This window comes from Micromonospora okii, assembly GCF_020884795.1.
Lineage (GTDB): Bacteria > Actinomycetota > Actinomycetes > Mycobacteriales > Micromonosporaceae > Micromonospora > Micromonospora okii.
In genome coordinates this window covers 96,194-120,874 of the sequence record NZ_BBZF01000012.1, presented here as the reverse complement: position 1 = coordinate 120,874, position 24,681 = coordinate 96,194, and the positions used below count along the sequence as shown (strand labels likewise).

At 74.3% G+C, this 24,681-nt stretch carries 26 protein-coding genes; 16 read left to right on the top strand and 10 right to left on the bottom strand.

Going from position 1 to position 24,681, the window contains the following annotated elements:
- The first annotated feature begins 94 nt into the window (after positions 1-94).
- The 6 genes from LPU43_RS00620 to LPU43_RS00595 all read left to right on the top strand — a co-directional run bounded on the left by LPU43_RS00620 (position 95) and on the right by LPU43_RS00595 (position 4,511).
- On the top strand, positions 95-526 hold the full coding sequence (locus LPU43_RS00620) for a type II 3-dehydroquinate dehydratase (protein WP_229397759.1): 432 nt from the start codon (positions 95-97) through the stop codon (positions 524-526).
- A 92-nt stretch (positions 527-618) separates the two neighbouring features.
- Positions 619-972, top strand: a complete 354-nt coding sequence (locus LPU43_RS00615) for a DoxX family protein (RefSeq protein ID WP_229397757.1) — start codon at positions 619-621, stop codon at positions 970-972.
- A 6-nt stretch (positions 973-978) separates the two neighbouring features.
- A complete protein-coding gene (locus LPU43_RS00610) occupies positions 979-2,037 on the top strand; it encodes an ROK family protein (RefSeq protein ID WP_229397755.1) in 1,059 nt (352 codons plus the stop codon).
- 31 nt (positions 2,038-2,068) lie between these two features.
- Complete coding sequence (locus LPU43_RS00605) at positions 2,069-2,629, top strand: NADPH-dependent FMN reductase (protein WP_229397753.1); 561 nt, start codon at positions 2,069-2,071, stop codon at positions 2,627-2,629.
- A gap of 95 nt (positions 2,630-2,724) precedes the next feature.
- On the top strand, positions 2,725-3,552 hold the full coding sequence (locus tag LPU43_RS00600) for an MEDS and STAS domain-containing protein (RefSeq protein WP_229397751.1): 828 nt from the start codon (positions 2,725-2,727) through the stop codon (positions 3,550-3,552).
- Entirely contained in the window at positions 3,549-4,511 is a 963-nt protein-coding gene (locus LPU43_RS00595) for an anti-sigma factor RsbA family regulatory protein (RefSeq protein WP_229397749.1), read from the top strand. Before LPU43_RS00600 ends, LPU43_RS00595 begins: the two co-directional genes overlap by 4 nt.
- 22 nt (positions 4,512-4,533) lie before the next feature.
- Here LPU43_RS00595 and LPU43_RS00590 read toward each other — a convergent pair whose 3' ends face one another.
- From LPU43_RS00590 to LPU43_RS00575, 4 genes are all read right to left on the bottom strand, one after another.
- Positions 4,534-5,379 (bottom strand): S1 family peptidase, encoded by an 846-nt coding sequence (locus LPU43_RS00590; protein WP_229397747.1) that lies wholly within the window; start codon positions 5,377-5,379, stop codon positions 4,534-4,536.
- A gap of 62 nt (positions 5,380-5,441) precedes the next feature.
- A complete protein-coding gene (locus LPU43_RS00585) occupies positions 5,442-6,965 on the bottom strand; it encodes a UbiD family decarboxylase (protein ID WP_229397745.1) in 1,524 nt (507 codons plus the stop codon).
- Positions 6,962-7,651: a transglutaminase-like domain-containing protein gene (locus tag LPU43_RS00580; RefSeq protein WP_229397743.1), complete on the bottom strand. Its 690-nt coding sequence runs from the start codon at positions 7,649-7,651 to the stop codon at positions 6,962-6,964. Before LPU43_RS00580 ends, LPU43_RS00585 begins: the two co-directional genes overlap by 4 nt.
- A 44-nt stretch (positions 7,652-7,695) precedes the next feature.
- Positions 7,696-8,556, bottom strand: a complete 861-nt coding sequence (locus LPU43_RS00575) for a class I SAM-dependent methyltransferase (protein ID WP_229397741.1) — start codon at positions 8,554-8,556, stop codon at positions 7,696-7,698.
- 179 nt (positions 8,557-8,735) lie between these two features.
- Between LPU43_RS00575 and LPU43_RS00570 the strand changes: the two genes are divergently transcribed.
- The 3 genes from LPU43_RS00570 to LPU43_RS00560 all read left to right on the top strand — a co-directional run bounded on the left by LPU43_RS00570 (position 8,736) and on the right by LPU43_RS00560 (position 11,961).
- On the top strand, positions 8,736-10,235 hold the full coding sequence (locus LPU43_RS00570) for an FAD-binding oxidoreductase (RefSeq protein ID WP_229397739.1): 1,500 nt from the start codon (positions 8,736-8,738) through the stop codon (positions 10,233-10,235).
- Between the two features lie 23 nt (positions 10,236-10,258).
- Entirely contained in the window at positions 10,259-11,344 is a 1,086-nt protein-coding gene (locus LPU43_RS00565) for a serine hydrolase domain-containing protein (RefSeq protein ID WP_229397737.1), read from the top strand.
- Between the two features lie 116 nt (positions 11,345-11,460).
- Positions 11,461-11,961: an Ohr family peroxiredoxin gene (locus tag LPU43_RS00560; RefSeq protein WP_306416103.1), complete on the top strand. Its 501-nt coding sequence runs from the start codon at positions 11,461-11,463 to the stop codon at positions 11,959-11,961.
- A 12-nt stretch (positions 11,962-11,973) separates the two neighbouring features.
- Here LPU43_RS00560 and LPU43_RS00555 read toward each other — a convergent pair whose 3' ends face one another.
- Both LPU43_RS00555 and LPU43_RS00550 read right to left on the bottom strand, forming a co-directional pair.
- Complete coding sequence (locus tag LPU43_RS00555; RefSeq protein ID WP_229397735.1) at positions 11,974-12,807, bottom strand: TetR/AcrR family transcriptional regulator; 834 nt, start codon at positions 12,805-12,807, stop codon at positions 11,974-11,976.
- Positions 12,808-12,889: 82 nt separating this feature from the next.
- Positions 12,890-13,726, bottom strand: a complete 837-nt coding sequence (locus LPU43_RS00550; protein ID WP_229397733.1) for an NAD(P)H-binding protein — start codon at positions 13,724-13,726, stop codon at positions 12,890-12,892.
- 134 nt (positions 13,727-13,860) lie between these two features.
- Here LPU43_RS00550 and LPU43_RS00545 point away from each other — a divergent pair, with 134 nt between their 5' ends.
- From LPU43_RS00545 to LPU43_RS00530, 4 genes are all read left to right on the top strand, one after another.
- Positions 13,861-14,316 carry an ester cyclase gene (locus tag LPU43_RS00545; RefSeq protein WP_229397731.1) on the top strand — a complete coding sequence of 152 codons (456 nt, stop codon included), beginning with the start codon at positions 13,861-13,863 and terminating at the stop codon, positions 14,314-14,316.
- Between the two features lie 2 nt (positions 14,317-14,318).
- Positions 14,319-15,362, top strand: coding sequence for a zinc-binding dehydrogenase (locus tag LPU43_RS00540; protein WP_229397729.1), 1,044 nt, complete (start codon positions 14,319-14,321; stop codon positions 15,360-15,362).
- Positions 15,363-15,469: 107 nt separating this feature from the next.
- Positions 15,470-16,453, top strand: coding sequence for a Gfo/Idh/MocA family protein (locus tag LPU43_RS00535; protein WP_229397728.1), 984 nt, complete (start codon positions 15,470-15,472; stop codon positions 16,451-16,453).
- A 157-nt stretch (positions 16,454-16,610) separates the two neighbouring features.
- Positions 16,611-17,129 (top strand): DUF5956 family protein, encoded by a 519-nt coding sequence (locus LPU43_RS00530; protein ID WP_229397726.1) that lies wholly within the window; start codon positions 16,611-16,613, stop codon positions 17,127-17,129.
- A 35-nt stretch (positions 17,130-17,164) separates the two neighbouring features.
- Here LPU43_RS00530 and LPU43_RS00525 read toward each other — a convergent pair whose 3' ends face one another.
- Positions 17,165-17,392, bottom strand: coding sequence for a GntR family transcriptional regulator (locus LPU43_RS00525; RefSeq protein WP_229397723.1), 228 nt, complete (start codon positions 17,390-17,392; stop codon positions 17,165-17,167).
- Positions 17,393-17,597: 205 nt separating this feature from the next.
- On the opposite strand from LPU43_RS00525, the gene LPU43_RS00520 reads away from it, so the two are divergent.
- The 3 genes from LPU43_RS00520 to LPU43_RS00510 are packed head-to-tail and all read left to right on the top strand — an operon-like array spanning position 17,598 to position 19,702.
- Positions 17,598-18,029, top strand: coding sequence for a DivIVA domain-containing protein (locus tag LPU43_RS00520; protein ID WP_229397721.1), 432 nt, complete (start codon positions 17,598-17,600; stop codon positions 18,027-18,029).
- Positions 18,022-18,510 carry a hypothetical protein gene (locus tag LPU43_RS00515; RefSeq protein WP_229397719.1) on the top strand — a complete coding sequence of 163 codons (489 nt, stop codon included), beginning with the start codon at positions 18,022-18,024 and terminating at the stop codon, positions 18,508-18,510. The genes LPU43_RS00520 and LPU43_RS00515 overlap by 8 nt, the downstream gene beginning before the upstream one ends.
- Positions 18,497-19,702 (top strand): helix-turn-helix domain-containing protein, encoded by a 1,206-nt coding sequence (locus tag LPU43_RS00510; RefSeq protein ID WP_229397717.1) that lies wholly within the window; start codon positions 18,497-18,499, stop codon positions 19,700-19,702. Before LPU43_RS00515 ends, LPU43_RS00510 begins: the two co-directional genes overlap by 14 nt.
- A 293-nt stretch (positions 19,703-19,995) precedes the next feature.
- Here LPU43_RS00510 and LPU43_RS00505 read toward each other — a convergent pair whose 3' ends face one another.
- Genes LPU43_RS00505 through LPU43_RS00495 form a run of 3 tightly spaced genes read right to left on the bottom strand, consistent with a single transcriptional unit; the run spans position 19,996 to position 24,579 of the window.
- Complete coding sequence (locus LPU43_RS00505; RefSeq protein ID WP_229397715.1) at positions 19,996-20,430, bottom strand: VOC family protein; 435 nt, start codon at positions 20,428-20,430, stop codon at positions 19,996-19,998.
- A gap of 46 nt (positions 20,431-20,476) precedes the next feature.
- Complete coding sequence (locus LPU43_RS00500) at positions 20,477-21,778, bottom strand: SWIM zinc finger family protein (RefSeq protein ID WP_229397713.1); 1,302 nt, start codon at positions 21,776-21,778, stop codon at positions 20,477-20,479.
- Between the two features lie 11 nt (positions 21,779-21,789).
- Positions 21,790-24,579 carry an SCO1167/SCO6262 family helicase gene (locus LPU43_RS00495; protein ID WP_229397711.1) on the bottom strand — a complete coding sequence of 930 codons (2,790 nt, stop codon included), beginning with the start codon at positions 24,577-24,579 and terminating at the stop codon, positions 21,790-21,792.
- Positions 24,580-24,681 lie beyond the last annotated feature (102 nt).

Below are 24,681 nucleotides of genomic sequence, written 5' to 3'. Positions count from 1 at the left end.
TCACATCGACGGCGGTCCACCCGAAGCGGCCGGCACGACTAGACTGCGTGGAATCTGTCGCCGGTCCGCCGGGGCGATCCACGCGAGGTGAACTGTGTCCGATGTGCTCCTGCTGAACGGCCCGAACCTGGGCATCCTCGGTCGACGCGAGCCGGAGATCTACGGCACCGACACGCTCGCCGACATCGAACGGGCGGTCGGCGAGGAGGTCGCGGCGCGCGGCTGGCGGGTGGTCGCCGTGCAGCACGACTGCGAGGGCGCCCTGGTCCGTACGGTGCAGGAGCACTACGACACGGTGGGCGCGATCGTGAACCCGGGGGCCCTGATGATCGCGGGGTGGAGCCTGCGCGACGCGCTGGCCAACTATCCCCGGCCGTGGATGGAGGTCCACCTGTCCAACGTGTGGGCCCGGGAGAGCTTCCGGCACGACTCGGTGCTCGCCCCACTGGCCAGCGGGATCATCGTCGGGCTCGGCTCGCTGGGCTACCGGCTGGCCGCCCGCGCCCTGGTCGCCACGGTGGAGTAGCACGCCACGCCGCCCCGGCCGCGTTCCCGGCCCCGGGCGCCCGACGGTCGGTAGGGTCGGGCGAATCGTCAACCGTCCATGAAGGAAGCGACGTGCGAATCCCCCTCATCACCCTCACCGTCATCCTGGCCGCCGTCTTCCTGAGCGTCGGCCTCAGCAAGCTCCTCGGTCAGCAGCGGACGCGCGAGCAGATGGACCATATCGGCGTCTCCGTGGGCCTCACCAAGATCCTCGGGGTACTGGACCTGGCCGGGGTCGTCGGCCTGATCGTCGGTCTCTTCTGGCCGCCGGCCGGGATCGCGGCGGCGGTGGGCATCGTCCTGGAGATGATCGGCGCGGTGATCTACCACCTGCGCGCCCGCGACCCGCTGCCGGTGTCGCTGATGCCCCTGCTGTTCGCGGTGGCGGCCGGCGCGGTCGCGGTGCTGCACGTGCTCGCGGGCTGACCGCCGGTGCCCGGGCACAGCGACGTCGGCGTCCTCGGGGTCGACATCGGCGGCACCAAGGTCGCCCTGCGCGCCGAGCCGGTCGACGGCGCGGTGGAAGCGGGCGCGACGACCGACGGCGCGGTGGAAGCGGGCACGACGACCGACGGCCCGGTGGAAGCGGGCACGACAGCCGGCCGTGCACCGGAAGACGGCGCGACGGCCGGTGGTGCGGCGCGGAACGGCGCGACGGGTCAGGCGTACGAGCGGGTGCTGACCTGGCCCGGCGGCGGCGTCGAGGCCGACGTGGCGGCGCTGGCCGACGCGGTGGACGCGCTGCGCGCCGGGTCCGGGCTGCGGTTCGCCGCCGTCGGGGTGGCGATGCCCGGCACCACCGACCCGACCGGCCGGGTGAGCGTCTGGCCGGGCCGGCCGAGCTGGGCCGGGCTGCCGTTCGACGCGACGCTGCGCCGCCTCTTCCCCGACAGCCGGACGGCCTGGGCCGACGACGGGGATCTCGCGGCGCTCGCCGAGGCCCGGCACGCGGGCGCGGACGACGTCGTCTACCTGGGGGTCGGCACCGGCGTGGGCGGGGGCGTGGTCCTCGGCGGCCGGCCGCTGCCGGGGCCGGGCCGGGGCTCCCCCGAGGTCGGCCACCTGGTGATCGACCTCGACGGGCCCCGGTGCGACTGCGGGCGGCACGGCTGCCTCCAGGCGCTCGCCTCCGGCCCGGCCACCCTGCGCCGGGCCAGCGCCGCCCGGGGCGCGGAGGTGGGCTTCGCGGAGCTGCGCGACGGGCTGGCGAGCGATCAGCCGTGGGCGCACGAGGCGGTCCGTCCCGCCGGCACGGCGCTCGCGGCGGCCGTGGTCAGCCTCGGCGAGCTGGTCGACCCGGCCGTGGCGGTGCTGGGCGGCGGGTTCGCCGCCGGGCTGCCCGGCTTCGTCGACCTGGTCGCGCGGGAGGCCGCCCGGCTCGCCCGGCCGGGCCGCCCGGCACCCGCCGTCCGGGCCGCTGCCCTGGGCGGGCTCTCCTCGTTGTACGGCGCGGTGGCGCTGGCCCGGAACCTGGCCGGCGCCGACGGATGATCCTCCCCCTTCGTCCCCGAGAGGAACCCGCATGATCAGCATCGGTGTCGTCGTCGGCAGCACCCGCCCGGGCCGCAAGGCCGAGGCGGTGGCCCGCTGGGTACGGGACATCGCCGCCCAGCGGGGCGACGCCAAGGTCGAACTGCTGGACCTCGCCGACCATCCGCTGCCGCGCCTGAACCTGCCGCTGCCGCCCGCGATGGCCCCGTCCGACGACCCGGCGGTGCGCGAGTGGGCCGCCCGGGTCGCCTCGTTCGACGCGTATATCTTCGTCACCCCGGAGTACAACCACTCGGTGCCCGGGGTCCTCAAGGACGCGATCGACTTCCTCTACCACGAGTGGACGAACAAAGCGGCCGGGCTGGTCAGCTACGGGGTGCACGGCGGCACCCGGGCGGCCGAGCACCTGCGGCTGGTCCTGGCCCAGGTCGAGGTCGCCAGCGTCCGGTCCCAGGTGTCGCTCTCCCTGCTCACGGACTTCGTCAACTTCGCCGAGTTCCGGCCGGTCCCGGCGCAGGCCAGGCTCGTCGACGACATGCTCAACCAGGTGATCGCCTGGGGCGGCGCGCTGGGCGCCCTGCGCAGGCGCTGACCCCGGGGAGTCCCGCCTCCACCTGGGCGGCCGGCCCACCGGGGCCGGGGCAGCCGGCTGGGATGGGCCTAGACTGGCGGCATGGGACGGCAGGCATGAGCGGCGACGCACACCCCGCGCTGCCCGCCGACCACCCGTGCTGGCGGCGGGACGACCCGGCCGCCTTCGAGGCCGCGGCCCTCGCGTTCCTCTCCGCCGGCCTGGCCGCCGGCGAGCAGGTCTGGTACGTGACGGAGCGGGACGCGGCGGCGGTGGAGTCCTGGCTGCGCGCCGTCCCCGGCTTCGACGACGCCCTGCGCAGCGGGGCCGCCCGGGTCGTCCCGCTGGGCGGCACCTACGTCGAGGACCGGGTCGCCGACGTGGCGGCCCAGGTGCGGGCGTACGCGGAGGCGACCGGGGCCGCCCTGGCCGCCGGCCACACCGGGCTGCGGGTGGTGGCGGAGGCCACCGGGCTGGTCCGCACCCCGGCGCAGCGCAGGGCCTTCACCCGGTACGAGCACCTGATCGACCGGTACATGCGCACCCACCCATTCTCGGCGATGTGCGTCTACGATCCCGCCGTGCTGGGCGAACAGGCGGTCGCCGAACTGGCGTGCCTGCACCCGGGGGGCAACGCCGAGGGCGTGCTGTTCCGGCTCTACGCCGCCGACCGGGGCCGGGCCGGGCTGGCCGGTGAGCTGGACCAGTCGACCCACGACCTGTTCGCCCTCGCGCTGGACCGGGCCGACCCGCGCCCGGTCGACGGGCGGCTGGTGATCGAGGCGTCCCACCTGCGCTTCGTCGACCACCGCTCCCTGCTGCTCCTGCGCGACCACGCCCGCCGCCAGGGCGCCGTGGCCGTGCTGCGCGCGGCCGGCCCCGGCGTGGCCCGGCTCGTCGCGCTGCTGGACCTACCTGACCTGCGTGTGGAGGTCGTCGGATGAGGACGGGTGCCGCCGCCGGCCACCACGGCTACTTCCACGAGGCGGTCTGCTACCGCTCGGCGGAGGAGCTGCTGGCGGTCGCGGTGCCGTTCCTGCTCGACGGGGTCGCGGCCGGCGAGCCGAGCGTGGTCTCCTTCGGCGAGCGCAACGCCGACCTGCTCCGGCGCGCGCTGCCCGCCGACTCCGGGGTGCTCTTCCTGGCCGGCGGCGACGTCTACGCCCGACCGACCGGCGCCATCCGGCGGTACCGGGAGATGCTCGCCGGGTACGTGGCCGGCGGGGCGGGGCAGATCCGCATCATCGGCGAGCTGCCCGCGTGGGCCCTGGGGGTGACCTGGGACTGGTGGGCCCGGTACGAGTCGGCGATCAACCACGCGTACGACGAGTTCCCGCTGTGGAGCCTGTGCGCGTACGACCTGCGGACCACGCCCGGGGCGGTGCTCGACGACGTGGCGCGCACCCATCCCCGCCACCTGACCCCGGACGGCCGGCACGTGCCCAGCCCCACCTACACGGAGCCGATGACGTACCTGCGGGAGAACCGGCCGGTGCTGCCCGACCCGCTCCAGGCGGCCCCGCCGCAGGTCGAGCTGACCGACCCCACGGCGGCGCAGGCGCGGGCCGCCGTGCACGCCGCCGACCGGGGCGTGCTGCCCGTCGACGACGTCGAGAACCTGGTGGTGGCGGTCAGCGAGACGGTGACCAACGCGCTGCGCCACGGCCGGCCGACGGTGCGGCTGCGGCTGTGGGTGGGGCCGGACCGGATGGTGGCGACGGTCTCCGACGGCGGAGACGGGCCGAAGGACCCCTTCGCCGGCCTGATCCCGGCGGGCGACGGCGCGGAGGGCGGTCTCGGCCTGTGGATCACGCACCAGTCGTGCAACCACGTCACGGCGCACCGGGGGCCGGGCGGCTACACGCTGCGGCTGACGGTGGGGAACCCGCACTTCGCCGCGTGACGCCGCCGCCCGGCCGTCGGCCTCAGGGGATGGTCACCCCGTACGCGGCGAGGATCTCGCCGATCGGCTGGTAGTAGGTGGTGCCGCCGGTGGTGCAGTTGCCGCTGCCGCCGGAGAGGATGCCGACGATCTTCCCGGTGGCGGCGACGTAGAGGGGGCCGCCGCTGTCGCCGGGCTCGCCGCAGATGTTGGTGCGGATCAGCCCGGAGACCGACCCCTCGGCGTAGTTGACCGTGACGTTGAGCGCGGTGATCGTGCCGCACCGCACACCCGTGGTGGAGCCGCTGCGGCAGACGGCCATGCCGACGGCCGGCGTGGCGACGCCGGTGACGGGCAGCGTGCCCGGGTACGTGTAGACGGCGCTGGGGTGGGGGATCGTCGTGGTGGTGTAGCGGACGATGCCGTAGTCGTTGCCGGGGAAGCTGGTGCCGACGCGGACGCCGAGCACCTGGGTGCCGGCGCCGTCGGCGGTCCAGGTGGAGGCGGTCGACGTGCAGTGGCCGGCGGTGAGGAAGTAGTACGTGGTGCCGCTGCGGACGTTGGCCCCGAGCGAGCAGGGCGGCCCGCCGCCGTAGACGGGCTGGCCGGCGGCGATCAGGGGGCGCAGCCGTCCCGGCTCGCGGCGGACGACCGCGCCGGTGCCGGCCAGGCGGTCGCGCAGGGCGACGAGCCCGCTCGCGCCGACCGTGTCGTCGACGGTGACGGTGGTCCGGCCGGTGGCCGGTTCCACGGTCCAGGCGGTGCCGACCGGGCCTTCGGTGGGTGCGGGGGCGACGACGGGCGCGGGGGCGGGGGCGGCCTCGGCGATCGCCGGCGGCGCGATCAGGGGGACGGCGAGCAGGAGGGCGAGCAGGGGCGAGCGGCGCATCCGGACCTCCAGAAATCGGCATACGTTGATTCATTCAGCATCCCGCCCGCCCCCGCGCCGGTTCAAGCGGGACCGCGATCGAAAACCCGACCCCGGGCCGGCGTGGTGGGCACCCCGGTGGGGATGGGCGTCGTCGCGGCGGCGGGCGCGTCGGCCGGGCGGGCGGCCCGCCGGGGCCGGGGCGGCGGCCCGGCGAAGGCCCGCTCGGCGAGGCCCCGGACCCGGTACGGCACCGTGGCGTCCACGTACGACCGGCCGGGGCGGCCCCGCTCGGCGAGCCAGGCGTCGGTCTGCGACGGGTCCATCGGCAGCGGCGGGTAGTCGTCGAAGGTCACGCAGTCGCTGCCCAGGTTGGCCCGGGTGGACAGCGCCCACAGCACGTCCTCGTCGACGCGCACGTCCACGTCGTCGTCGGTGAAGACGACGAGCTTGGTGAACGGGTGCGCGTCGAACACCTCCCGGGCCAGCCGGGCGGGCGCGGCGTCGTCCGCCGGGCCGGTCTTGCGCAGGCTGGCCGCGAGGGTCAGCAGACCGCCCCCGGCGGGCGAGAGGTGCAGGTCGTGGAGCAGGTTCCAGTCCGGGGACCGGCCGGCGAGCGCGACGGAGAGCGCCGCGGCCAGGCCGAGGATCACCGACTGCTCCCGGCCCGGCCCGATCACCGCCTGGTACGCCGCCCCGGGGCGCACGGTCATCCCGGTCACCGTGATCACCGGCAGCCCCGCCTGGCCCCGGCCGTGGTAGCCGAGGAACTCCGGCAACGAGCCGGTTACCCGGTCGCCGAGGGTCTCGTCGGCGGTGCTCCCGTCGAGGTACCCCTCCAGCACGATCTCCGACTCGGCGAGCACCGGCACCGGCTGGGTCTCCGCGCCGGCCAGGGTCAGCGGCGCGCCGGCCAGGGCACCGGCCACGGCGAGCTTGTCGACCCCGGCCGGCAGGAACCGGCCGCCCAGCGCGGAGGCGACCATCGCCGCCGGGGGCACGCCGATGTTGACCGACACGGGCAGCCGCCGGCCGGCCCGCAGCGCCTCGTCGTACCGCCGGGCCAGGGTGCGGCCGGGGACCATCCACAAGGCCAGCCGCTCCCGGTCGAGCACCAGCATCCGGTGCACCGACAGGGCCGCCCCGCCGTCGGCGAGCACCATGCCGGCGGTGAGGTAACCGCCGGCGTCCCGGTCGGTGGTCCGCAGCACCGGCAGCGCCGCGAGGTCGACCGGGCGGCGCTCGGCGCGCCGCTCGCCGGTGACCGCCGGGCGGGCCGCGCCGAGCAGCCGGCGCACCCCGGCGCGGTCCACCCGGCGCGGGTAGCCGGGCAGCCAGCCGCGCACCCGCTCGGCGTCGCCGTACAGGCCGAGCAGCACCGGGATGTCGTGCCGGCCGGTGCGGTAGCGGACGACGTCCTCCGGCACGGCCCGGGAGGTGGCCGGCACGCCCGCGTACCGGCGCGCGTAGTCGGCGGCGATGTCGTCGGGGCCGAGCGGGCCGCGCACGTGGTAGCGGCCCGGGTCGGTCCGGCGGAGGGCCGCGACGGCGCCGCGCATCGACAGCGCCGGGTCGGCGACGGCGGCGGCGGCGACGGACCGGGTCATCGGCGCTCCGCCGCGCCCACCGCGTCGCGCTCCAGGGAGCCGTCGACGACCCGCATGGTGGCGGCGAACAGGCCCGGGTGCGCGATCCGCAGGTCTCTGACGATCCGGTCGTACGGCAGGTCGCTGAACTCGCCGTGGGTGTGCAGGAACTCCATGTGCTGCCGCCCGTCGAGGTCGTACGGGTGGTAGAGGCTGTCGGTGCGCCCGTCGAACTCCAGTTGGGTGATGCGGTACAGCCGGCACAGCCGCCGGCTGAACACCGGGGTCGCCTTCACCCACCGCCCGTCGAGGTGGACCTTGGTGTAGCAGTGGTGCCGGAACACGTCGCCGCCCATCAGCGAGCGCAGCCGGTCGGAGGTGAGGTGGTTGCGCACGTCGGCCAGGACCAGCCGGCTCGGGATGCCGATGGAGCGCAGCGCCGAGGCGTACAGGATCGACTTGTGGATGCACATGCCGGTGCCGGAGCGCAGCGTCGAGCTGGCCCGCAGGCCGGCGCGGGACAGGTCGGCCGAGTAGACCTCGTACTGGATGCCGTCGCGGACGGCGTAGTACAGGGCGACGGCCCGGGTCGTCGGGTCGGCGTCGGCCGGGGCGCTGCGGGCGACGAAGTCGGCCACCTCCGGCGAGTCGTGGTCGAGGAAGTAGGTGGCCGCCAGGTCGGCGTCCCCCGGTGTGCCCGTGCCCATGTGTTCCTCCCGTGGGTGGTCGGTGGCCGGCGGCCCGGCGGGACTCACCGGGTCACCGTGGCGGTGACGTAGCGGACCGGGACCCCGATGGTCAGCGGCCCGTCGCCGGCGCGCATGGCGTCCAGCGCGGTGATCAGGCGCTCGCGGAGCTGGCCGCTCTCCCGCTCGGGGAGGTGCTGCCAGAGCAGGCGCATGCCCTGGGTGTGCGACCAGTCCACCCAGGCGGTGCCGGACTCGGCGACCATGGCCACCTCCTCGTCCACCACCTCGGCGGTGTGGAAGCCGGCGTCGGCGAGGGTGCGGACCAGGTCCGCCGGGTCGGCGAGCCAACTGTTGAACCGGCGGGTCAGCTCCTCCGGCTGCCACTGCGGCGGCAGGTTGCGCAGCAGCTCCCGGGGGATCAGCTCGGTGAAGACCGGCGGCAGGAAGGGGAAGGTGTCCGGGGTGAAGACCGGGCTGGTGAAGCCGAGCCGGCCGCCGTCGGCGAGCAGCTTCGCGTACCGGGCCAGGGCGGCGGGGGCGTCGGGGAAGAAGATCACGCTGTAGCTGCCGGTCACCACGTCGAACGAGCGCTCCGGCAGCTCCGGGTACTCGCCGTCCATGGCCCGCGTCTCGACGTTGGCGAGCCCCTGGCGGCGGGCCTGCTCGCGGGCCTCGGTGACCATCGCCTCGGCGATGTCGATGCCCAGCACCCGGCCGGTCGCGCCCACCCGCTCGGCGGCGGGGAAGATGCACGCGCCCCGGCCGCAACCGACGTCGAGGACCCGCTCGCCGGGCCGCGGGGCGACCCGCTCGACCAGCCGGCGGCCCATCGGGGTGAAGAACTCGACACCCATCCGGTCGTACGAGGCGGCGGCGCTGTTGAACGCCTGCGTCACGGCCGTCTTGTAGGTCGTGGTGTCCACGGCAGCTCCCGGGTCGTGGGGAAGGCGGCTCTCGCCTGCTTTGGACCGACCGTGCACGTCGGCGGTGGAGCCGCGTTGGAGGACCGCCGGAAGGCCCCGCCTCCAGCGCAGCTCGGCGGGCCCTCGAGGCGGGCTGCCCAGGATGGAACCCGCTGATGGCGGAGAGAGAAGGGTGCAGCATGTCGGAACCGACGCGCATCGCGACCGGCGACCCGCGCTACGAGGACTTCGTGGTCCGCGGCGACAACGCCCGCTTCGCCCCCCGGCCGGACGCGTTCGTCCTGGTCCGCTCGACCGAGGAGGTGGTCCGCGCGGTCGACGACGCGGTCCGCGACGGTAAGCGGATCGCGGTCCGCAGCGGGGGGCACTGCTACGAGGACTTCGTGGCCGACCCGGCGGTCCGGGTGGTGATCGACATGGCCGCCATGGACCGGGTCCGGTTCGACGAGGCGCGGCAGGCGTTCGCGGTCGAGCCGGGGGTCCGCCTGCTCGACCTGTACCGGGCCCTCTACCTGGGCTGGGGGGTGACGGTCCCCGGCGGGTCGAGCGAGCTGGTGGCGATCGGGGGGCACCTGCTCGGCGGCGGGTACGGCCCGCTGTCGCGCCGGTTCGGGGCCTGCTCGGACCACCTGTACGCGGTCGAGGTGGTGGTGGTCGGCGCCGACGGCCGCGCCCGGGCGGTGGTGGCCACGGCCGACCCGGCGGACCCGAACCACGACCTGTGGTGGGCGCACACGGGCGCGGGCGGCGGCAACTTCGGGGTGGTCACCCGGTACTGGCTGCGCAGCCCGGGGGCGACGGGCGGCCCCGGCGACCTGCTGCCCCGGCCGCCGGCGTCGGTGCTGGCGTCGAGCACGATCTTCCCCCGGGAGGGGCTGACCCGCGAGGCGCTGCGGGCGCTGGTGGGCAGCCACGGCCGGTGGCACGAGCGCAACAGCGCGCCGGACTCCCGCTACGCGGGCCTGTTCAGCGGGCTGGTGCTCTTCGCGGTGGCCCCGCAGGACGACCCGGGGATCGGGGCGATCCTGTTCAACCACCTCGACGACGGCGACGACGCCGAGGAGCTGCTGGGCCGGGCCGTCGCGGAGATGACCGAGGGCGTCGACGCCCCCCGGTACGACCTGCCGTTCGAGCGGCGGCCGTGGCTGTCCACGATGGAGAAGCTGGCGCGGGCGCAGGACGGCGAGAACGGCCGCCACAAGATCAAGTCGGCGTACCTGCGGCGCGGCTACACCGACGCCCAGATCGACGCGATCCACGAGCACCTCTGGGGCGACGACCACGCCTTCTCCACCGCCACGATCTCGATCCAGTCGTACGGCTGCGCGGCGAACGCCATCGCGCCGGACGCCACGGCCATCGCCCAGCGGGACTCGGTGCTGCGCGCCCTGTACCTGACCTCCTGGCACGACCCGGCGACCGACGAGGCGAACCTCGACTGGACCCGCCGCCTCTACCGGGACGTCTACGCGGCCACCGGCGGCGTGCCCGTCCCCGACGAGCGCAACGACGGCTGCTACATCAACTTCCCCGACGTCGACATGGCGGACCCGGCGTGGAACGCCTCCGGGGTGCCCTGGCAGTACCTCTACTTCAAGGAGAACCACCCGCGCCTGCAACAGATCAAGAAGCGGTGGGACCCGCTCACCGTCTTCAGCCACGCCCTGTCGGTTCAGTGAACCGGGCCGAGGAAAGGAATCCGATGTCCATCGACACCGCGGTCAAGCCCGAGACGAAGGACCCGAAGCGCGTCAAGCTCCAGGAGGCGGTCGACAAGCTCATCACCGTCGGCGCGGCCGGCGCCCAGTTCCGGGTCACCACCGGCGGCGAGACGTTCACCGTGCGCGCGGGCGTGCGCGAGTTCGGCCGGGACGAGCCGGTCCCGACCGACGGCAAGTTCCGCATCGCCTGCATCACCAAGGTCTTCGTCTCCACCGTCATCCTCCAGCTCGTCGGCGAGGGCAAGGTCGACCTCGACAAGCCGGTCGAGACGTACCTGCCGGGCCTGCTGCCGCACGGCGGCCAGGTCACCGTCCGCAACCTGCTCCAGCACACCAGCGGCCTGTACAACCACGCCGACGCCTTCCAGCGGCCGGGCGACCGGTTCGAGCGGGACCGGCACCGGCACTTCGACGCCACGTCGCTCGTGAAGATCGCCGCGGACCGGCCGTTGAACTTCACCCCGGGCAGCACGTTCGAGTACTCCAACACCAACTACATCGTGCTGGGCCTGCTGATCAAGGCGGTGACCGGCCGCAGCTACGCCGAGGAGATCCGGGCCCGGATCATCGAGCCCCTCGGGCTCACCAACACGGTCCTGCCGGGCGACGACCCGCACATCCCGGGCTCGCACGCCCGGGGCTACATGAAGATCAAGGGCAAGTCGGTCGACGTGACCGAGATGAACCCGTCCGAGGCGTGCTCGGCCGGCGAGATGATCTCGACGAACGAGGACCTGGACACCTTCCTGGTCGCCCTGGTCACCGGCAAGCTGCTCAAGCCGGAGCAGTTCGAGCAGATGAAGACCACCGTGCCGCCGGAGTGGGTGACGCTGCCCATGTCCAACGGCTACGGCCTGGGCTTCATGCCGCTGGTCACCGCCCGGGGCCTCAGCCTCTGGGGCCACGGCGGCGGCATCCCGGGCTACGCCACCTTCATCGGCGCCACCCTCGACGGCAGCCAGCGCCTGGAGTCGTCGATCACCCTCGACATCGACCCCGACGACTTCTCCGGCGTCTTCGAGGACGCGGTGGTCGACGCGCTCAACGCCGCCGCCGACTGCCTCTGACCCGTACCGCCAACCGGGCGGCGGCGGGCGTCACCACGGTGACGCGCGCCGCCGCCGCGCGTCACCGGCCCGGCCACGCGGCCGGGCCGCCGGCAACCGCAAGGAAAGGCGGGACCATGGACCTGTTGTACGTGGCGGAGGCCACCGCGACCGGCGACGGCCGGGAGGGCGCGGTGCGCTCCTCCGACGGGGCGCTCGACGCCACGCTGGTCGCGCCGCCGGCGCTGGGCGGGGCGGGCGGCGTGGGCACCAACCCGGAGCAGCTCTTCGCGGCCGGCTACGCGGCCTGCTTCCACGCCGCCCTGCTCTGGATCGCCCGGCAGGACCGGATCGCCGTGACCGGCTCCTCGGTCACCGCCCGGGTGGGCCTCGGCGAGGGCGGCGAGGGGCTGCGGCTGGACGTGGAGCTGCTGGTCGACCTGCCGGGGCTGGACGGGCGGCAGGCCGGGGAGCTGGTCGCGCGGGCGCACCGGACCTGCCCGTACTCGGCGGCGACCCGGGGCGACGCCGACGTGCGGGTGCGCCTGGCCGACGGCACCGTGCCGGGTGGCCTCTCCCCCGGCGGCGTCGCGCCCGACGGCACCTCCCCCGCCGGTCGGACCGGGGCGGCCGGCTGAGCCCGGCGCGGCCTATCCGGCGTCGGCCGGGCCCGTCGCGGCCCGGTCGACCCCGGCCGGGCCCGGCCGGTCCGGCCCGGCCCCGGCCGAGCGCTCGGCGACGACCACCGCGATGCCGTCGAGCACCCGCTGGAGGCCGAACTCGAACGCGTACTCCGGCCCGTACGCCGCGCCGTGCGCCTCCCCCGCCGCCGTGCCGACGCGGGAGGCCGTCGGGTAGCTGCCCGAGCGCATGAACTGCTCCAGCCAGGGCGCGTGCGACTGCCACCACTGGCCGTCGGTCATGCCGGTCCTGCGCTCCAGGTCGATGACGTCCAGCGCGGCCCGCGCCGCGCTCCTGACGTGCCCGAGGAGCAGGGTGAGCACCGCGTCCATCTCCACGTCGTCGAGGCCGATGCCGGCGACGGCGCCCAGCTCGTAGTCGTACTTGGCGAGCAGGTGCGGGCCGAGCACCGGCCGGCTGGTCTCGACGCGCAGCAGCCACGGGTGGGCGCGGTAGAGCTCCAGGTTCTCCCGGGCGATCTGCTCCAGCCGCTCCCGCCAGCCGCCGGGGAGCTCCGCGGGGCGCTTCATCTCGCCGTAGAGCGTGTCGACCATGACGTCGAGCAGCTCGGCCTTGCCCGGCACGTACGTGTAGACCGACATCGTCCCGACGCCCAGGGCCTCGCTGACCCGGCGCATGGTGAGCGCGTCGATGCCCTCGGCGTCGGCGATCTCGACCGCCGCCCGGACGATCCGGTCGACGCTGAGCCCCGGGCCGGCGCTGCGGCTGGTCGGCTCGCTGGTGCGCCAGAGAATGGCCAGGCTGCGGGCGGGATCGATCTTGCCCTTGCGCTCCTTCGACATAGTCCCGCCATCGTACCGGGTGGGATACCGTACTACGTACGGGCCGGTGGGGCGCCCCGCCGGCCCGTACGCGTCAGGCGGCTCAGGCCGCGCGGAACTCGTCGGCGTGGTCGGCCGCCCAGCGGGCGAACGGCGTCCCCGGTCGGCCGGTCAGCTTCTCCACCGTCGGCAGCACCACCGGCGGGCGGTCCACGGAGTCGGCCAGGTAGCCGAGCACCATGTCGACCACCGGCTCCGGCATGTACGCGGTCAGCTCGGCGCGGGCCGCCGCCGGGCTGACCTCCTCGAAGCGGATCTGACGTCCGGTGGCCTCGGCGAGCTGCGCCACCTGGGTGCGCTGGTCCAGCGCCTCCGGGCCGGTCAGGTCGTACACCTGGCCGGCGTGGCCAGCCTCGGTCAGCGCGAGCGCGACCACCGCCGCGATGTCCACCTCGTGGATCAGCGCCCGCCGGGCCTGCGGGTACGGCCCCCGCACCACCCCCTCCGTACGCACGGAGTGGCCCCACTTCCACAGCAGGTTCGTGGCGAACTCGTCCGGCCGGACGAACGTCCAGTCCAGGCCGCTCTCCTCCACCGCCCGCTCCACGGTGCGGTGGTAGACGCCGCTGAAGTTCGTGGCGTCGTCGGCGGAGGTGGAGGAGAGCACCACCGCGTGCCGGACGCCGGCCCGCTCCGCGGCCCGCACCACCTCCACGGCGGTGTCCGGCACCGGGAACAGGTACATCTTCTCCACGCCGCGCAGGGCGTCCGCCAGCCCCGCGGGCTCGGTCAGGTCGCCCCGGACCACCTCGACGCCGGCCGGGAACCGGCCGCGCTGCGGGTCGCGGGTCATCGCCCGCACCGCGTGGCCCCCGGCCAGCAGCTCCGTGACCACGTGTCGGCCGACGTGTCCGGTCGCGCCCGTCACCAGGATCGTCATCTCATCCACCTGTCCTCTTTCGCGTCGGGCCGCGCCCGATCTCGTCCCCGAGCATCACGACCTGCCCTTGAGGGGTCCTTGAGGGCAGGTCGCGAGGGTGGAGCCAGACAACCGTCGGGCCACGAGGAGTTCACATGTCCCTGACCGAGAACGCGGAACGGTCCCTGACCGACGACCGGACCCTGGCCGAGAACAAGGAGCGCTGCCTCCAGATGGTGGCCGCGTGGAACCGGTGGGAGCTGGACGGGATCATCAAGTACTGGGCCCCGGACGTCGTCCACTACTCCGAGGACAAGGTGGTCGACACCGACGAGATGATCCGCCGGATGGAGGGCGGCATCCAGGCGTTCCCCGACCTGCACCTCGACGTGAAGAGCATCATGGCCGAGGAGGACCGGGTCATCCTGCGGATCACCATCACGGCCACCCACAAGGGCCGGTTCGGCGACCTCGCCCCGACCAACCGGAAGGTCGCCTGGCACATCGTCGAGGAGCTGCGCTTCGTCGACGGCAAGGTGGTCGAGCACTGGGACGTCATGAACTACCTGCCGATGCTCAAGGAGCTCGGCAAGGTGCCGGCGGACGTCTGACGATGGGCCTCGACACGGAGCGGACGGCCCCGCCGGGCACGACGAGCCGCCGGGTCGTCATGACCACGCTGGGCGAGCCGGAGGCGCTGCGGGTGCGCACCGGGGCGCGCCCGGCCGCCCGGCGCGGGCGGGTGGTGGTGCGGGTGGAGGCCGCCGGCGTCTCCTTCGCCGAGGTGCAGACCCTACGCGGGCTGCACCCGTTCCCGCCGAAGCCGCCGTGCGTGCTCGGCTACGACCTCGTCGGGCGGATCGTCGAGGTGGGGCCGGGGGTCACCGGCTGGCGCACCGGCGACCGGGTGGTCTCCATGCCCCGCGTCGGCGCCTGGCAGGAGTACGCGGAGGTGAGCGCGAAGTCCCTCGCCGGCGTCCCGGAGGACCTGGACGCCGGCGAGGCCGTCGCCCTGGTCTGCAACGGCGTCACCGCGTGGCAGATGCTGCACCGCTCCGCCCGGGTCCGGCCGGGCGCGACGGTGCTGGTGCACGGGGCCAGCGGCGGGGTGGGCACCCTGCTCACCCAGCTCGCCGTGCGCCACGGGGTGCGGGTCATCGGCACCGCGTCGCCGGCCAAGCACGACGCCGTGCGGGCGCTGGGCGCCGAGCCGCTGGACTACCGCGACGACGTGGTGGCCGCGGTGCGGAAGCTGGCGCCCCGGGGCGTCGACGCGGTCTTCGACCACATCGGCGGCGCGGGCCTGAACGCCGGCTGGTCGCTGCTCGCCCCGGGCGGGACGCTGGTGTCGTACGACTCGTCGGTGGCGGGCTACCGGCCCGGCCAGTGGTTCCGGCCGCACCTGCCGGCGCTGCGCAAGGTGATCGGCTGGAACGTCGCCGGGCTGGTCGGCGCGGCCCGGGGCCGGCGGGCGCGCACCTACTACGTCAAGCCCGGCCCGCACTTCCGCGACGACCTGGCCAGCCTCTTCACCCTGGTCCGCGACGGGGTACTGCGGCCCACGGTGGCCCGCCGGTACCCGCTGGACGAGGCGGGCCGGGCGGTACGGGAGTTGATCGATGGCGGCGTGATTGGCAAGCTCGTCCTGGTGCCCTGATCCGTTCGACCGGTGGGGGCGCTCGCTGACGGCGCCCCCACCGCCCCGCCCAGCGGCCCGGTTCGCCCCGCGCGAGCCGGGCCGTGCGACGAGAGAGGACCGAGCCCGTGCCGGAGGACGTCCGCATCGGACTGCTGGGATGTTCGTCGATCGCCGCGCGGCGGTTCCTGCCGGCGCTGGCCGCGTCGCCGGCCCGGCTCACCGCCGTGGCCGCCCGCGACGCCGGCCGGGCGGCGGAGTTCGCCGCCCGGTTCGGCGGCACGCCGGCGCGGGACTACCGGGAGCTGCTGGAGCGCGACGACGTGGACGCCGTCTACGTCTCGGTGCACACGGGCGGGCACGCCGCGCTGGCGCGGGCGGCGCTCGCCGCCGGCAAGCACGCGCTGGTGGAGAAGCCGCTAGCCACCACCGAGGCTGACGGGGCGGCGGTGCTGGCGGCGGCCCGCGCCGCCGGGCGGGTGGTCATGGAGAACCGGATGTTCGTCCACCACGGCCAGCACGCCACGGCGGCCGGCCTGGTCGCCGACGGGGCGATCGGCGAGCTGCGGGTGCTCAGCGCCGCGATGGCCATTCCCCCGCTGCCCGCCGGGGACATCCGGCACCGGGCCGACCTGGGCGGGGGCGCGCTGCTCGACGTCGGCTACTACCCGCTGCACGCCGCGCTGCTGCACCTGGCCGGGCCCCTCGCCGTGGTCGGCGCGACCCGGCAGACCGACCCCCGGTACGACGTGGAGGTCGGCGGGGCCGCCCTGCTGCGGGACGCGACCGGCGTCGCGGCCCACCTGACGTACGGCTTCACGCACGCCTACCGGTCGAGCTACGAGCTGTGGGGCGAGCGGGGGCGGATCGTGCTGGAGCGGGCGTTCACCCCGGCGGCCGGCTGGCAGCCGGTGCTGCGCCTGGAGCGGCAGGACCGGGTGGAGCTGCGTACCCTGCCCGCCGAGGACCACTTCGTCGGCGCCCTGGGCGAGTTCCTCGCCGCCGTACGCGGGGAGCGGGACCTCGCCGCACACGGGGAACGGACGCTGGCCGGCCTAGCCCTGATCGACGCGATCCGCGCCGCATCGGCACGCACGGGCGTCTCCGAGTAGGCAACAACCGGCTTACCGCACGCCACTGACCTTCAGCGATTGTCCGCCCCTGCCCGGTCCGAGGTCATACCATCACGGGTGAATGGTGAATACGGATGCGTGACCACGTTCCCGCCCCTGCGGGAAGCCGCGAGCGTGCCGTCTCGCAAGGAGCAGCATGGGCGACACCAGCGCCGCACGGAACGCGTGGGAGACGGCCCAGCCGTTCCCCGGTTCACCGCCGGACAACTCCGAGCGCCATGCCATCGACACTCCCGATGGAAGGTACTGGGAGCTGAACGGATCCGGCTGGGATGCCATGCTCGGCTACCTGGCCGACCCCGCCACCCTGGTTCGGTTCGCTGAGACCCGGCAACATCAAATCAAGGTGACGATCATCGACCGCGCCGGAGAGCGCACGTTCTTCGAGCCGCGCACGGCCGATGACCAAGCGATCATCGACGAGGCCGCGAACTCGTATCTGCACGATGTAGGACTGCCGCAGCAGCCGACCGGCTACCGCTGGTTCCAGCGTCTACCCGACGGCCTCACCGTCAGAGACATCGAGAAGGCGGTCTATGCAGCGATCGAGCACCTTCCCCCCGATCACCACCCCGCTGAAGCGGTGCCGGCCATCCGTGCGGCACTTGCGCGTCTCTACCACGCTCGCCGACCATCTCGCCAGATCGAAGAATGAGCGAACAACGTCGAGCGCGATATTCGCGAGGCTTCCTACGCTGGCGGCTCGTCCACTACGTACACCCCACTGCCGGCACGACCCACCGTAAGTCTGCGCTCACGGGTCAGCTCCAGGGCTCGCTGAATGGTTGACACGCTGACCGAGTACAGGTCGGCCAACTCTCGCAGCGACGGCAGCTTGGTGCCCGGCTGGTACTCCCGAGCGGCGATCCGGGCGGTCAGGTCGTCTGCGATCTGCCGCGACGACATCGGTATGGGCATGTGGTCTCTCCCTGGCTGGCCCGGCGATTAGATCACGACTCGCCGGCAGACTCCGCGCAGTGATTGACCTAGGTCATACAGTGACCTAGATTGAGCGAGTCCCCGCTCCCTGGCTGGCGTCTGACGCGGGGACGGTCCAGCACAGCCACTACAACCGCAGTCCCATCAGATGCGTCAAGGCATCGACAGGACAGGACGGAGGCCCATGGAGCCCAACCCAGACGAGCCACCAGACCCGACAGAGGCCATCCCCTCCCCCGGGATCGGCCGTGCCACGGCGGAAGGCGGGGTCTACCGGTCCCGGCGGAACCTGCTGACGCCGACCGACATCCGGTGGCAGCGGTTCCCGTTGACCCGGTTCGGTCGGCGGGGCCTGGACCCGGAGGCGGTCGGAAGATTTTTGGGCCGGGTCGAGGCCGACCTGGACGCCCTGTACCGGGAAATCGTCACCGCCCGGGACGAGGCCAGCTACTACCGGGACACCGTGGCCGAGCTACGCGCGGAGCGCTGGCGGCTGCGCACACCCTGGACACCACGTCCCCGCAACGAGTACCGCCGTCCGCCCATGTGCCCGCCCTACTCGCGTCGGCAGCCCGGCGGCCACCGGAGGGCGGACGACGGGCGGGGCGATGGGTGACTATCCGGCGTTGCACGGGCCGTCGCGGCCCGACTGGAACTGCCTGGCCTGCGGCGAACCGTGGCCGTGCCCGACACGTAAACGGCAGCTCAAGGAGCTGTGCCACTGCAACATCCGCACCCTCACCCGCTACATGAGCGAGCACCTACGCGACGCCCACACCGAGATCACCGGCCTGAGCGCCGCCGAGGTCACCGAACGCTTCGTGGGCTGGTGCGCCCGGCCGCTCGGGTCATGGGCGACCCAGGAACAACCGACCCGCCAGGCCGCCGACGGCAAAGGCACACACACCCACCAGGAGGCAGCAGACATGGCCAGCAGGGACGACGAAGCGAAGCAGAGCCGGGGCGAGCAGATCCAGGAAGCCGAGCGGGAGGCGGCGCGGCGACGGATTCTGGAGCTGGCCGAGGCGGAACGGATACCGGCCGAGGAGACCACCCGGGCCGTACCCGACCGGCGGTGGCGTCGTGGCCAACCGTGACCTGCCCATAGGCCGCCGCGTCGCCCGCCTGCGGACCCGGCGGCAGATGACCCAGCAGATGCTCGCCGACCGCCTCGGCAAATCCAAGAGCTGGGTCGACAAGGTCGAACGCGGCGTCCGCACCCTCGACAGGTACTCCGTCATCACCGAAGTCGCCACCGTCCTGCGCGTCGACCCCACCCTCCTGCTCGGCCGCACCACCCCACCACGGACGACCAGCGGCGCAACGGTCGCGGCCGGGATCGACGCGGTACGCGCCGCCCTCGCCCGCTACGACAGCCACCCCGACCCGTACGGCCCACCCACCACCCCACCCAACGAGCTGAGCCGGCGCGTCGGGCACGCCTGGCTCACCTACGACCACGCCGACTACCCCGCCCTCCTCCGAGCGTTACCCGACCTGCTCGGCGACACCCGACACACCCACACCGCCTACCGGGACGACGACACGGCCGGCCTGCTCGTGCAGGCGTACCGGATCACCGCCTCCGTACTGGTCAAACTCGGCGAAGCCGACCTCGCCTGGCTCGCCGCCGACCGCGCCATCGCCACCGCCACCGGCAACCCACCCCTGTCCGCGACAGCCGTCGTACCGCTCGCCCAAGCGCTACGCGCCCTCGGCCGCGCCCCACTCGCCCTCGCCGCCACCCTCCCCGCCGCACACCACACCACCACCCACCGACCGCCCCACGACAGCCCCGACATGCTGCCGCTGCGCGGAGCCCTGCTGGTCGAGGCCGCCCACGCCGCCGCAGCCTGCGCCGACGCGGACGGAGTACGGGAACTCCTCGACCAGGCGGCCGACATCGCCGCGCAGGTGGACGACGACACCGACCCGCACCACGTCGGCTTCGGCCCCGCCACCGTCGCACTCGCCCGCATCACCACCACCGCCGACCTCGGCAACGCCCACCAGGCCATCACCCGACACACCCAGGTCGTCGCCTCCGGCCAATGGCGACGACTGCCCGTCGAACACCGCGCCGCATTCCTGCTCGACATCGCGCGGGCGTACCTGTTGGTCGGCGACCTCCTCGCGGCCGGACGCACCCTGATCCACGCCGACCGCACCGCACCCGCCGAAGTACGGCTACGACCGGTGGCCCGTACCGTCATCGCCGACCTGGCACGCGGCGGACCGCTCCCGGCCGACGTGGCAGCCCTGGCCACCGCCGTCGGCCTCCCGGTCTGACGGGCACCGTCGGGCCTGCGCTACTCAGCCTGCTCGTACGGCACGAAGGGGCCGCCGTGACGCATCGTCAGAGGCGTCGTCGAGACCCGCTGCTGTCCACTGGCTCATGCACCCTTGCGCTCCCTTTGCTCTGCTTCCGCCGATGCAACACTTACGCGGCGTAACCGTTGCGTCGGTGGAAGCAGAGCAAAGGCGGTGAAAGGTGGGGTTGGCCGAGCGCGCCGACGGGCCCGGTGGAGCCGTGCCGGATGCCGCTCCGGTCCAGGTGGTGGAACCCGGCCGGTGAAAGGCGCTCAGTCGAGGCAGAACTCGTTGCCCTCGACGTCCTGCATCACCAGGCACGACTCGTTGTAGCCGTCGGCGGTCAGCAGTCGCACCCGTGTCGCGCCGAGCGCGACCAGTCGCGCGCATTCGGCCTCGAGCACGGCCAGGCGCTCGTCGCCCACGAGCCCGGCACCGACCCGCACGTCGAGGTGCAACCGGTTCTTGCCGACCTTGCCTTCGGGAACGCGCTGGAAGAACAGCCGGGGGCCCGCACCCGTGGGGTCGACGCAGGCGAAGGCCGAATCCTGAAGCTCCGGCGGTAGGACCCGGTTGAAGTCGTCCCAGTTGGCGAACCCCTCCGGTGGCGGTGGCACGACGTACCCCAACACTTCGCACCAGAACCGGGCCACGCGCTCGGGCTCCGCGCAGTCGAAGGTGACCTGGACCTGCTTGACCGATGCCATCCGTCCATCGTAGAGGGGAGGGAGCCCCCAGCAGCCTGCCGGGCGGTCAGTCCCGGGGCAGGTCGAGCAGGGCGTCGGCCGGGTCGGGGCTGGGCGCGCCCGCCGGCCACCACTCCCCCGACCGCTTGCGGAACGGGTACCAGCGGCCGTCGCGGCCGTAGCGCACCTGCACGTCGCGGCCGATGGTCCACCGGTTGCGCCAGCTCTTCACCTCCGGCGCGGCGCCGTCGACCTCGCCCGCCTCGCGCAACGCGTCGGTGGCCTGGGCGACCAGCTCCTTCGGGGGGCTGAACACCGCGTCGACGACGTCCACGCCGGCCGCGCCCGCGTACTCCCACGCCTTGATCGCCCGGGGCAGCTCCGCCGCCCGGCCGCTGGCCTCGCCGAGCCGCTTCGCCGCCCGGGACCGGGGCATCCGGGCGGCCAGGCGCACGGCGTCCTGCCAGGCGTCGGGCTCCGGGGCCAGCACCTCGTCGGCGGTCGCGGCGAGCAGGTGCCGGGCCCGGGTCGCCGCGTCGGCGGCGAGCAGCCCGAGCGCCTCGGCGTCGAGCCCGGCGGCCTCGTGCTCGGCGAGCAGCGGGCCCAGCGCCATCGGGTCGCCGGTCACCGGCCGGGGCGGCTCGGGCAGCGGTACGGCGGGCGCGGCGTACGCCTCCTCGGCCGGGGTGCCGGCCAGGGCGTCGGCGTCGTCGGCGGCGATGGCGCGGCGGGCGTTGCGCTGCCGCAGCTCCTCCATCAGCTCGGCCTCGCCCCGGCCGCGCATGAGCAGCAGCACGAACGGGTCGCGGTCGAGCAGCCACGCCGCCTGGTACGCCAGCGCGGCGGCGTGCCGGCACGGGTGGTCCCAGGAGGGGCAGTCGCACTCCGGCTCCAGGTCGCCGAAGCCGGGCAGCAGGCGCACCCCGGCGTCGTCGGCGGTGTTCACCAGGTCGTGCGGCATGTCCCGGTCGAGCAGGGCGGCGATGTGCCCGGCCTTCGCGGCGACCTTGTCCAGCAGCCGGTCCCACTCCGCCTCGGAGAGGGTGCCGATGCGCACCACCGTGTCGTGCGGGGTGTACTGGTCGCCGTCGTGCACTCCGGCGGAGATCCGGCCCGGGCTGACGGTGATCGGCCCGACCTGCCCGGCGAAGGCGTACCGGCGGGCCTTCTTGAGCTGCTCGGGGTCGAGCGCGATGCGCTCCATCGCGTCGATCCAGGCGTTGCCCCACCAGGTGTCGGCGAACTTCTTGCCGATCCGCTTGCCGGCGCCGAACTTCGGGAAGCTGCGCGCCCGCCGGTCGTCCTCGGACAGCTCCGCGTCGTCGTCCTGCTCCAGCTCGTCGTCGTCGAACTCGAAGTCGAAGTCCACGTCGCGCTTCCTCATCCCTCGTCGCGGAGCTGCACGAGCCGGAGCAGCTCGGCGTCGGACAGTTCGGTCAGGGCGGTCTCGCCGCCGGTGAGCACCGCGTCGGCCAGCTCCCGCTTGGACTCCAGCAGGGCGGCGATGCGGTCCTCCAGGGTGCCCTGGGCGATGAGCCGGTGCACCTGCACCGGCTTGGTCTGCCCGATCCGGTAGGCGCGGTCGGTGGCCTGCTCCTCCACCGCCGGGTTCCACCACCGGTCGTAGTGGATGACGTGGTCGGCCCGGGTCAGGTTGAGGCCGGTGCCGGCCGCCTTGAGCGACAGCAGGAAGACGGGCACGTCGCCGGCCTGGAACCGGCGCACCATCTCCTCCCGCTGGGGCACGGGCGTGCCGCCGTGCAGCAGTTGCGCGGGCACGCCCCGCTCGGCCAGGTGCCGCTCCAGCAGCCGGGCCATCTGGACGTACTGGGTGAAGACCAGCGCGCCGCCGTCCTCGGCGAGGATGGTCTCCAGCAGGTCGTCGAGGAGTTGCAGCTTCTCCGACCGGCCGGTGAGCTTGCCGTGCGGCTCCTTGAGGTAGTGCGCCGGGTGGTTGCAGACCTGCTTGAGGCCGACCAGCAGCTTGAGCACCAGGCCCCGGCGGGCGATGTTCGTGGTGCTGGCCCGGATCTCGGCCATCACCTCGGCGACCACCTTCTGGTAGAGGGTCGCCTGCTCGCCGGTGAGCGAGACGAGGTGGTCGGTGACGGTCTTCGGGGGCAGCTCGGGGGCGATGCCGGGGTCGGACTTGCGGCGGCGCATCAGGAACGGCCGGACCAGCCGGGACAGCCGCTCCACGGTGGCGCCGTCGCGGTCGACCTCGATGGGGCGGGCCCACCGCGCCCGGAACGTGCCGACCTTGTCGAGCAGGCCGGGGGTGGTCCAGTCGAGGATCGCCCACAGCTCGGAGAGGTTGTTCTCCACGGGCGTGCCGGTGAGCGCGACCCGGGCGCGGGCGGGGATCTCCCGCAGCGCCTTCGCGGTGCCGCTGAGCCGGTTCTTGACGTACTGCGCCTCGTCGGCGATCACCATGGCCCAGTCCTGGGCGGCGAGGCTGCCGGCGTCGACCCGCATGGTGCCGTAGCTGGTCAGCACGAATCCGTCGGCCAGGTCGTCGAGGGAGCGGGCGGTGCCGTGGAAGCGGCGTACGGGCGTGCCGGGGGCGAACCGGCGGATCTCCCGCTCCCAGTTGCCGAGCACCGACGCGGGGCAGATCACCAGGGTCGGCCCGGCGCTGGCCGGGTCGGCCTGGCGGCGCAGGTGCAGCGAGATGACCGTGACGGTCTTGCCCAGGCCCATGTCGTCGGCGAGGCAGCCGCCGAAGCCGAGCGAGGTCATCCGCTCCAGCCAGCGCAGGCCGCGGAGCTGGTACTCGCGCAGGGTGCCGTCGAGGGCGACCGGCGGCTCCAGCGGCTCGGGCCCGCCGTCGGGCTCGGCCATCCGCTCGCGCAGCGCGCCGAGCCAGCCGTCGGCCACCACCTCCACCCGCTCGCCCTCGACCTCGGCGCTGCCGATCAGCGTCGCGGCCAGCGCGTCGTACGCCTTCAGGGGCTTGAGCTGCCGCTCGCGGGACTTGCGGGCCAGCTCGGGCTCGACGGCCACCCACTGCTCGCGCAGCCGCACGATGGGCCGGGACTTGGCGACCAGGTCCATCTCCGCGTCGGTCAGCGGCGCGCCGGCCAGGGTGAGCTGCCAGCTCAGCGACATCGGCACGGAGGAGCGGAAGAAGGCGGCCACCTCGGCGGGCGGCTCCGGCGGGGAGCTGACCAGCGCCCGGGCGTTCAGCTCGCGGGAGAGCTGCGGCGGCCACTCGATGTCGATGCCGGCGGCGGCGAGCCGGGCCTCGGCGCCGCCGAGCAGGTCGACCAGGTCCTCGTCGAGCAGCTCCAGCTCCACCGGCGCGGCCTCGTCGAGGAGCCGGCCCAGCGGGGTCCACACGGCGGCGGCGCGCCGCACGGCCAGCATCGCCTCGAAGGTGGCCCCCTCGCCGAGGCCGTGCTCGTCGCCCTCCCACAGCGCCGCCGCGTCGCTGACCAGGGTGGGGTCGGCGAGGCTGCGCATCCGGACCACGGCGGTCAGCGGCGTGGTGTCGAGGTCGCCCCGGCCCTCCAGCCGCAGCGCCACCCGCAGGCCGGTGTCGACCCCGGCGGAGACCTCCTTCGCCCAGTCGGCCAGGTCGTCGGCCGGCTCGGGCTCCAGGCCGGTGAACCGGGGGTCGCCGGCCAGCCAGGTCGCGGCGGGGATGCGCGGCAGGGTGTCGGCCACCGCGTCGAGGAAGGCCCGGATCAGCCCCTCCGGCTCGGGCAGCACGAGCTGCTCGGCGGCGACGTCGACCGGCATCGCGCGGGCCTCGGGCGGCATCGCCGCGGCGAGGGCCCGGATGCGCTCCACGTCGGCGACGTCGAACGGGCCCACCCGCCAGGCGTCGTAGCCGTCGGGGGAGACGCCGGGCAGCAGCCGCCCCCGGGCGGCCAGGTGCAGGCCGGTGACCGCCACCGCCGACCAGAACGCGGCGGCGGGGGTGACGTCCTCGGCGTCGCGCAGCGCCACGAGGTGACGGATGGCGTCGCCGACCGGAACGGCGCAGACCGGGAGCGTCCACGCCGCCACGGGGCCGTCGAGGGGAAGGGCGAGGTCCAGCTCGCCACACTCCCCCAGCTCGTCGAACTCCTCGGGGAGGGCGTGGCCGGCGGGGTCGTAGAAGCTGACCGTGCCGGTCCGGGGCGGGTCGCCCGGCTCGAAGACGACCGCGAACCGCCCGAGTCGCACCGTGCCTCCAGGATGATCGGGCGGGCGACGAGCGCCCGCCGACGGAGTGACAACGCTAGCGTACAACGTACCGTAGGCTACACGATCGGGGCCTCGTGCCCC

Bases quoted from the DNA above. Each gene is read 5' to 3' on its own strand.
- LPU43_RS00520 (WP_229397721.1), top strand. From the start codon at position 17,598: ATGGAGCCCAACCCAGACGAGCCACCAGACCCGACAGAGGCCATCCCC.
- LPU43_RS00545 (WP_229397731.1), top strand. From the start codon at position 13,861: ATGTCCCTGACCGAGAACGCGGAACGGTCCCTGACCGACGACCGGACC.
- LPU43_RS00590 (WP_229397747.1), bottom strand. From the start codon at position 5,379: ATGCGCCGCTCGCCCCTGCTCGCCCTCCTGCTCGCCGTCCCCCTGATC.
- LPU43_RS00550 (WP_229397733.1), bottom strand. From the start codon at position 13,726: ATGACGATCCTGGTGACGGGCGCGACCGGACACGTCGGCCGACACGTG.
- LPU43_RS00560 (WP_306416103.1), top strand. From the start codon at position 11,461: ATGGACCTGTTGTACGTGGCGGAGGCCACCGCGACCGGCGACGGCCGG.
- LPU43_RS00525 (WP_229397723.1), bottom strand. From the start codon at position 17,392: ATGCCCATACCGATGTCGTCGCGGCAGATCGCAGACGACCTGACCGCC.
- LPU43_RS00555 (WP_229397735.1), bottom strand. From the start codon at position 12,807: ATGTCGAAGGAGCGCAAGGGCAAGATCGATCCCGCCCGCAGCCTGGCC.
- LPU43_RS00595 (WP_229397749.1), top strand. From the start codon at position 3,549: ATGAGGACGGGTGCCGCCGCCGGCCACCACGGCTACTTCCACGAGGCG.
- LPU43_RS00585 (WP_229397745.1), bottom strand. From the start codon at position 6,965: ATGACCCGGTCCGTCGCCGCCGCCGCCGTCGCCGACCCGGCGCTGTCG.
- LPU43_RS00530 (WP_229397726.1), top strand. From the start codon at position 16,611: ATGGGCGACACCAGCGCCGCACGGAACGCGTGGGAGACGGCCCAGCCG.
- LPU43_RS00505 (WP_229397715.1), bottom strand. From the start codon at position 20,430: ATGGCATCGGTCAAGCAGGTCCAGGTCACCTTCGACTGCGCGGAGCCC.
- LPU43_RS00605 (WP_229397753.1), top strand. From the start codon at position 2,069: ATGATCAGCATCGGTGTCGTCGTCGGCAGCACCCGCCCGGGCCGCAAG.
- LPU43_RS00570 (WP_229397739.1), top strand. From the start codon at position 8,736: ATGTCGGAACCGACGCGCATCGCGACCGGCGACCCGCGCTACGAGGAC.
- LPU43_RS00565 (WP_229397737.1), top strand. From the start codon at position 10,259: ATGTCCATCGACACCGCGGTCAAGCCCGAGACGAAGGACCCGAAGCGC.
- LPU43_RS00515 (WP_229397719.1), top strand. From the start codon at position 18,022: ATGGGTGACTATCCGGCGTTGCACGGGCCGTCGCGGCCCGACTGGAAC.
- LPU43_RS00600 (WP_229397751.1), top strand. From the start codon at position 2,725: ATGAGCGGCGACGCACACCCCGCGCTGCCCGCCGACCACCCGTGCTGG.
- LPU43_RS00580 (WP_229397743.1), bottom strand. From the start codon at position 7,651: ATGGGCACGGGCACACCGGGGGACGCCGACCTGGCGGCCACCTACTTC.
- LPU43_RS00540 (WP_229397729.1), top strand. From the start codon at position 14,319: ATGGGCCTCGACACGGAGCGGACGGCCCCGCCGGGCACGACGAGCCGC.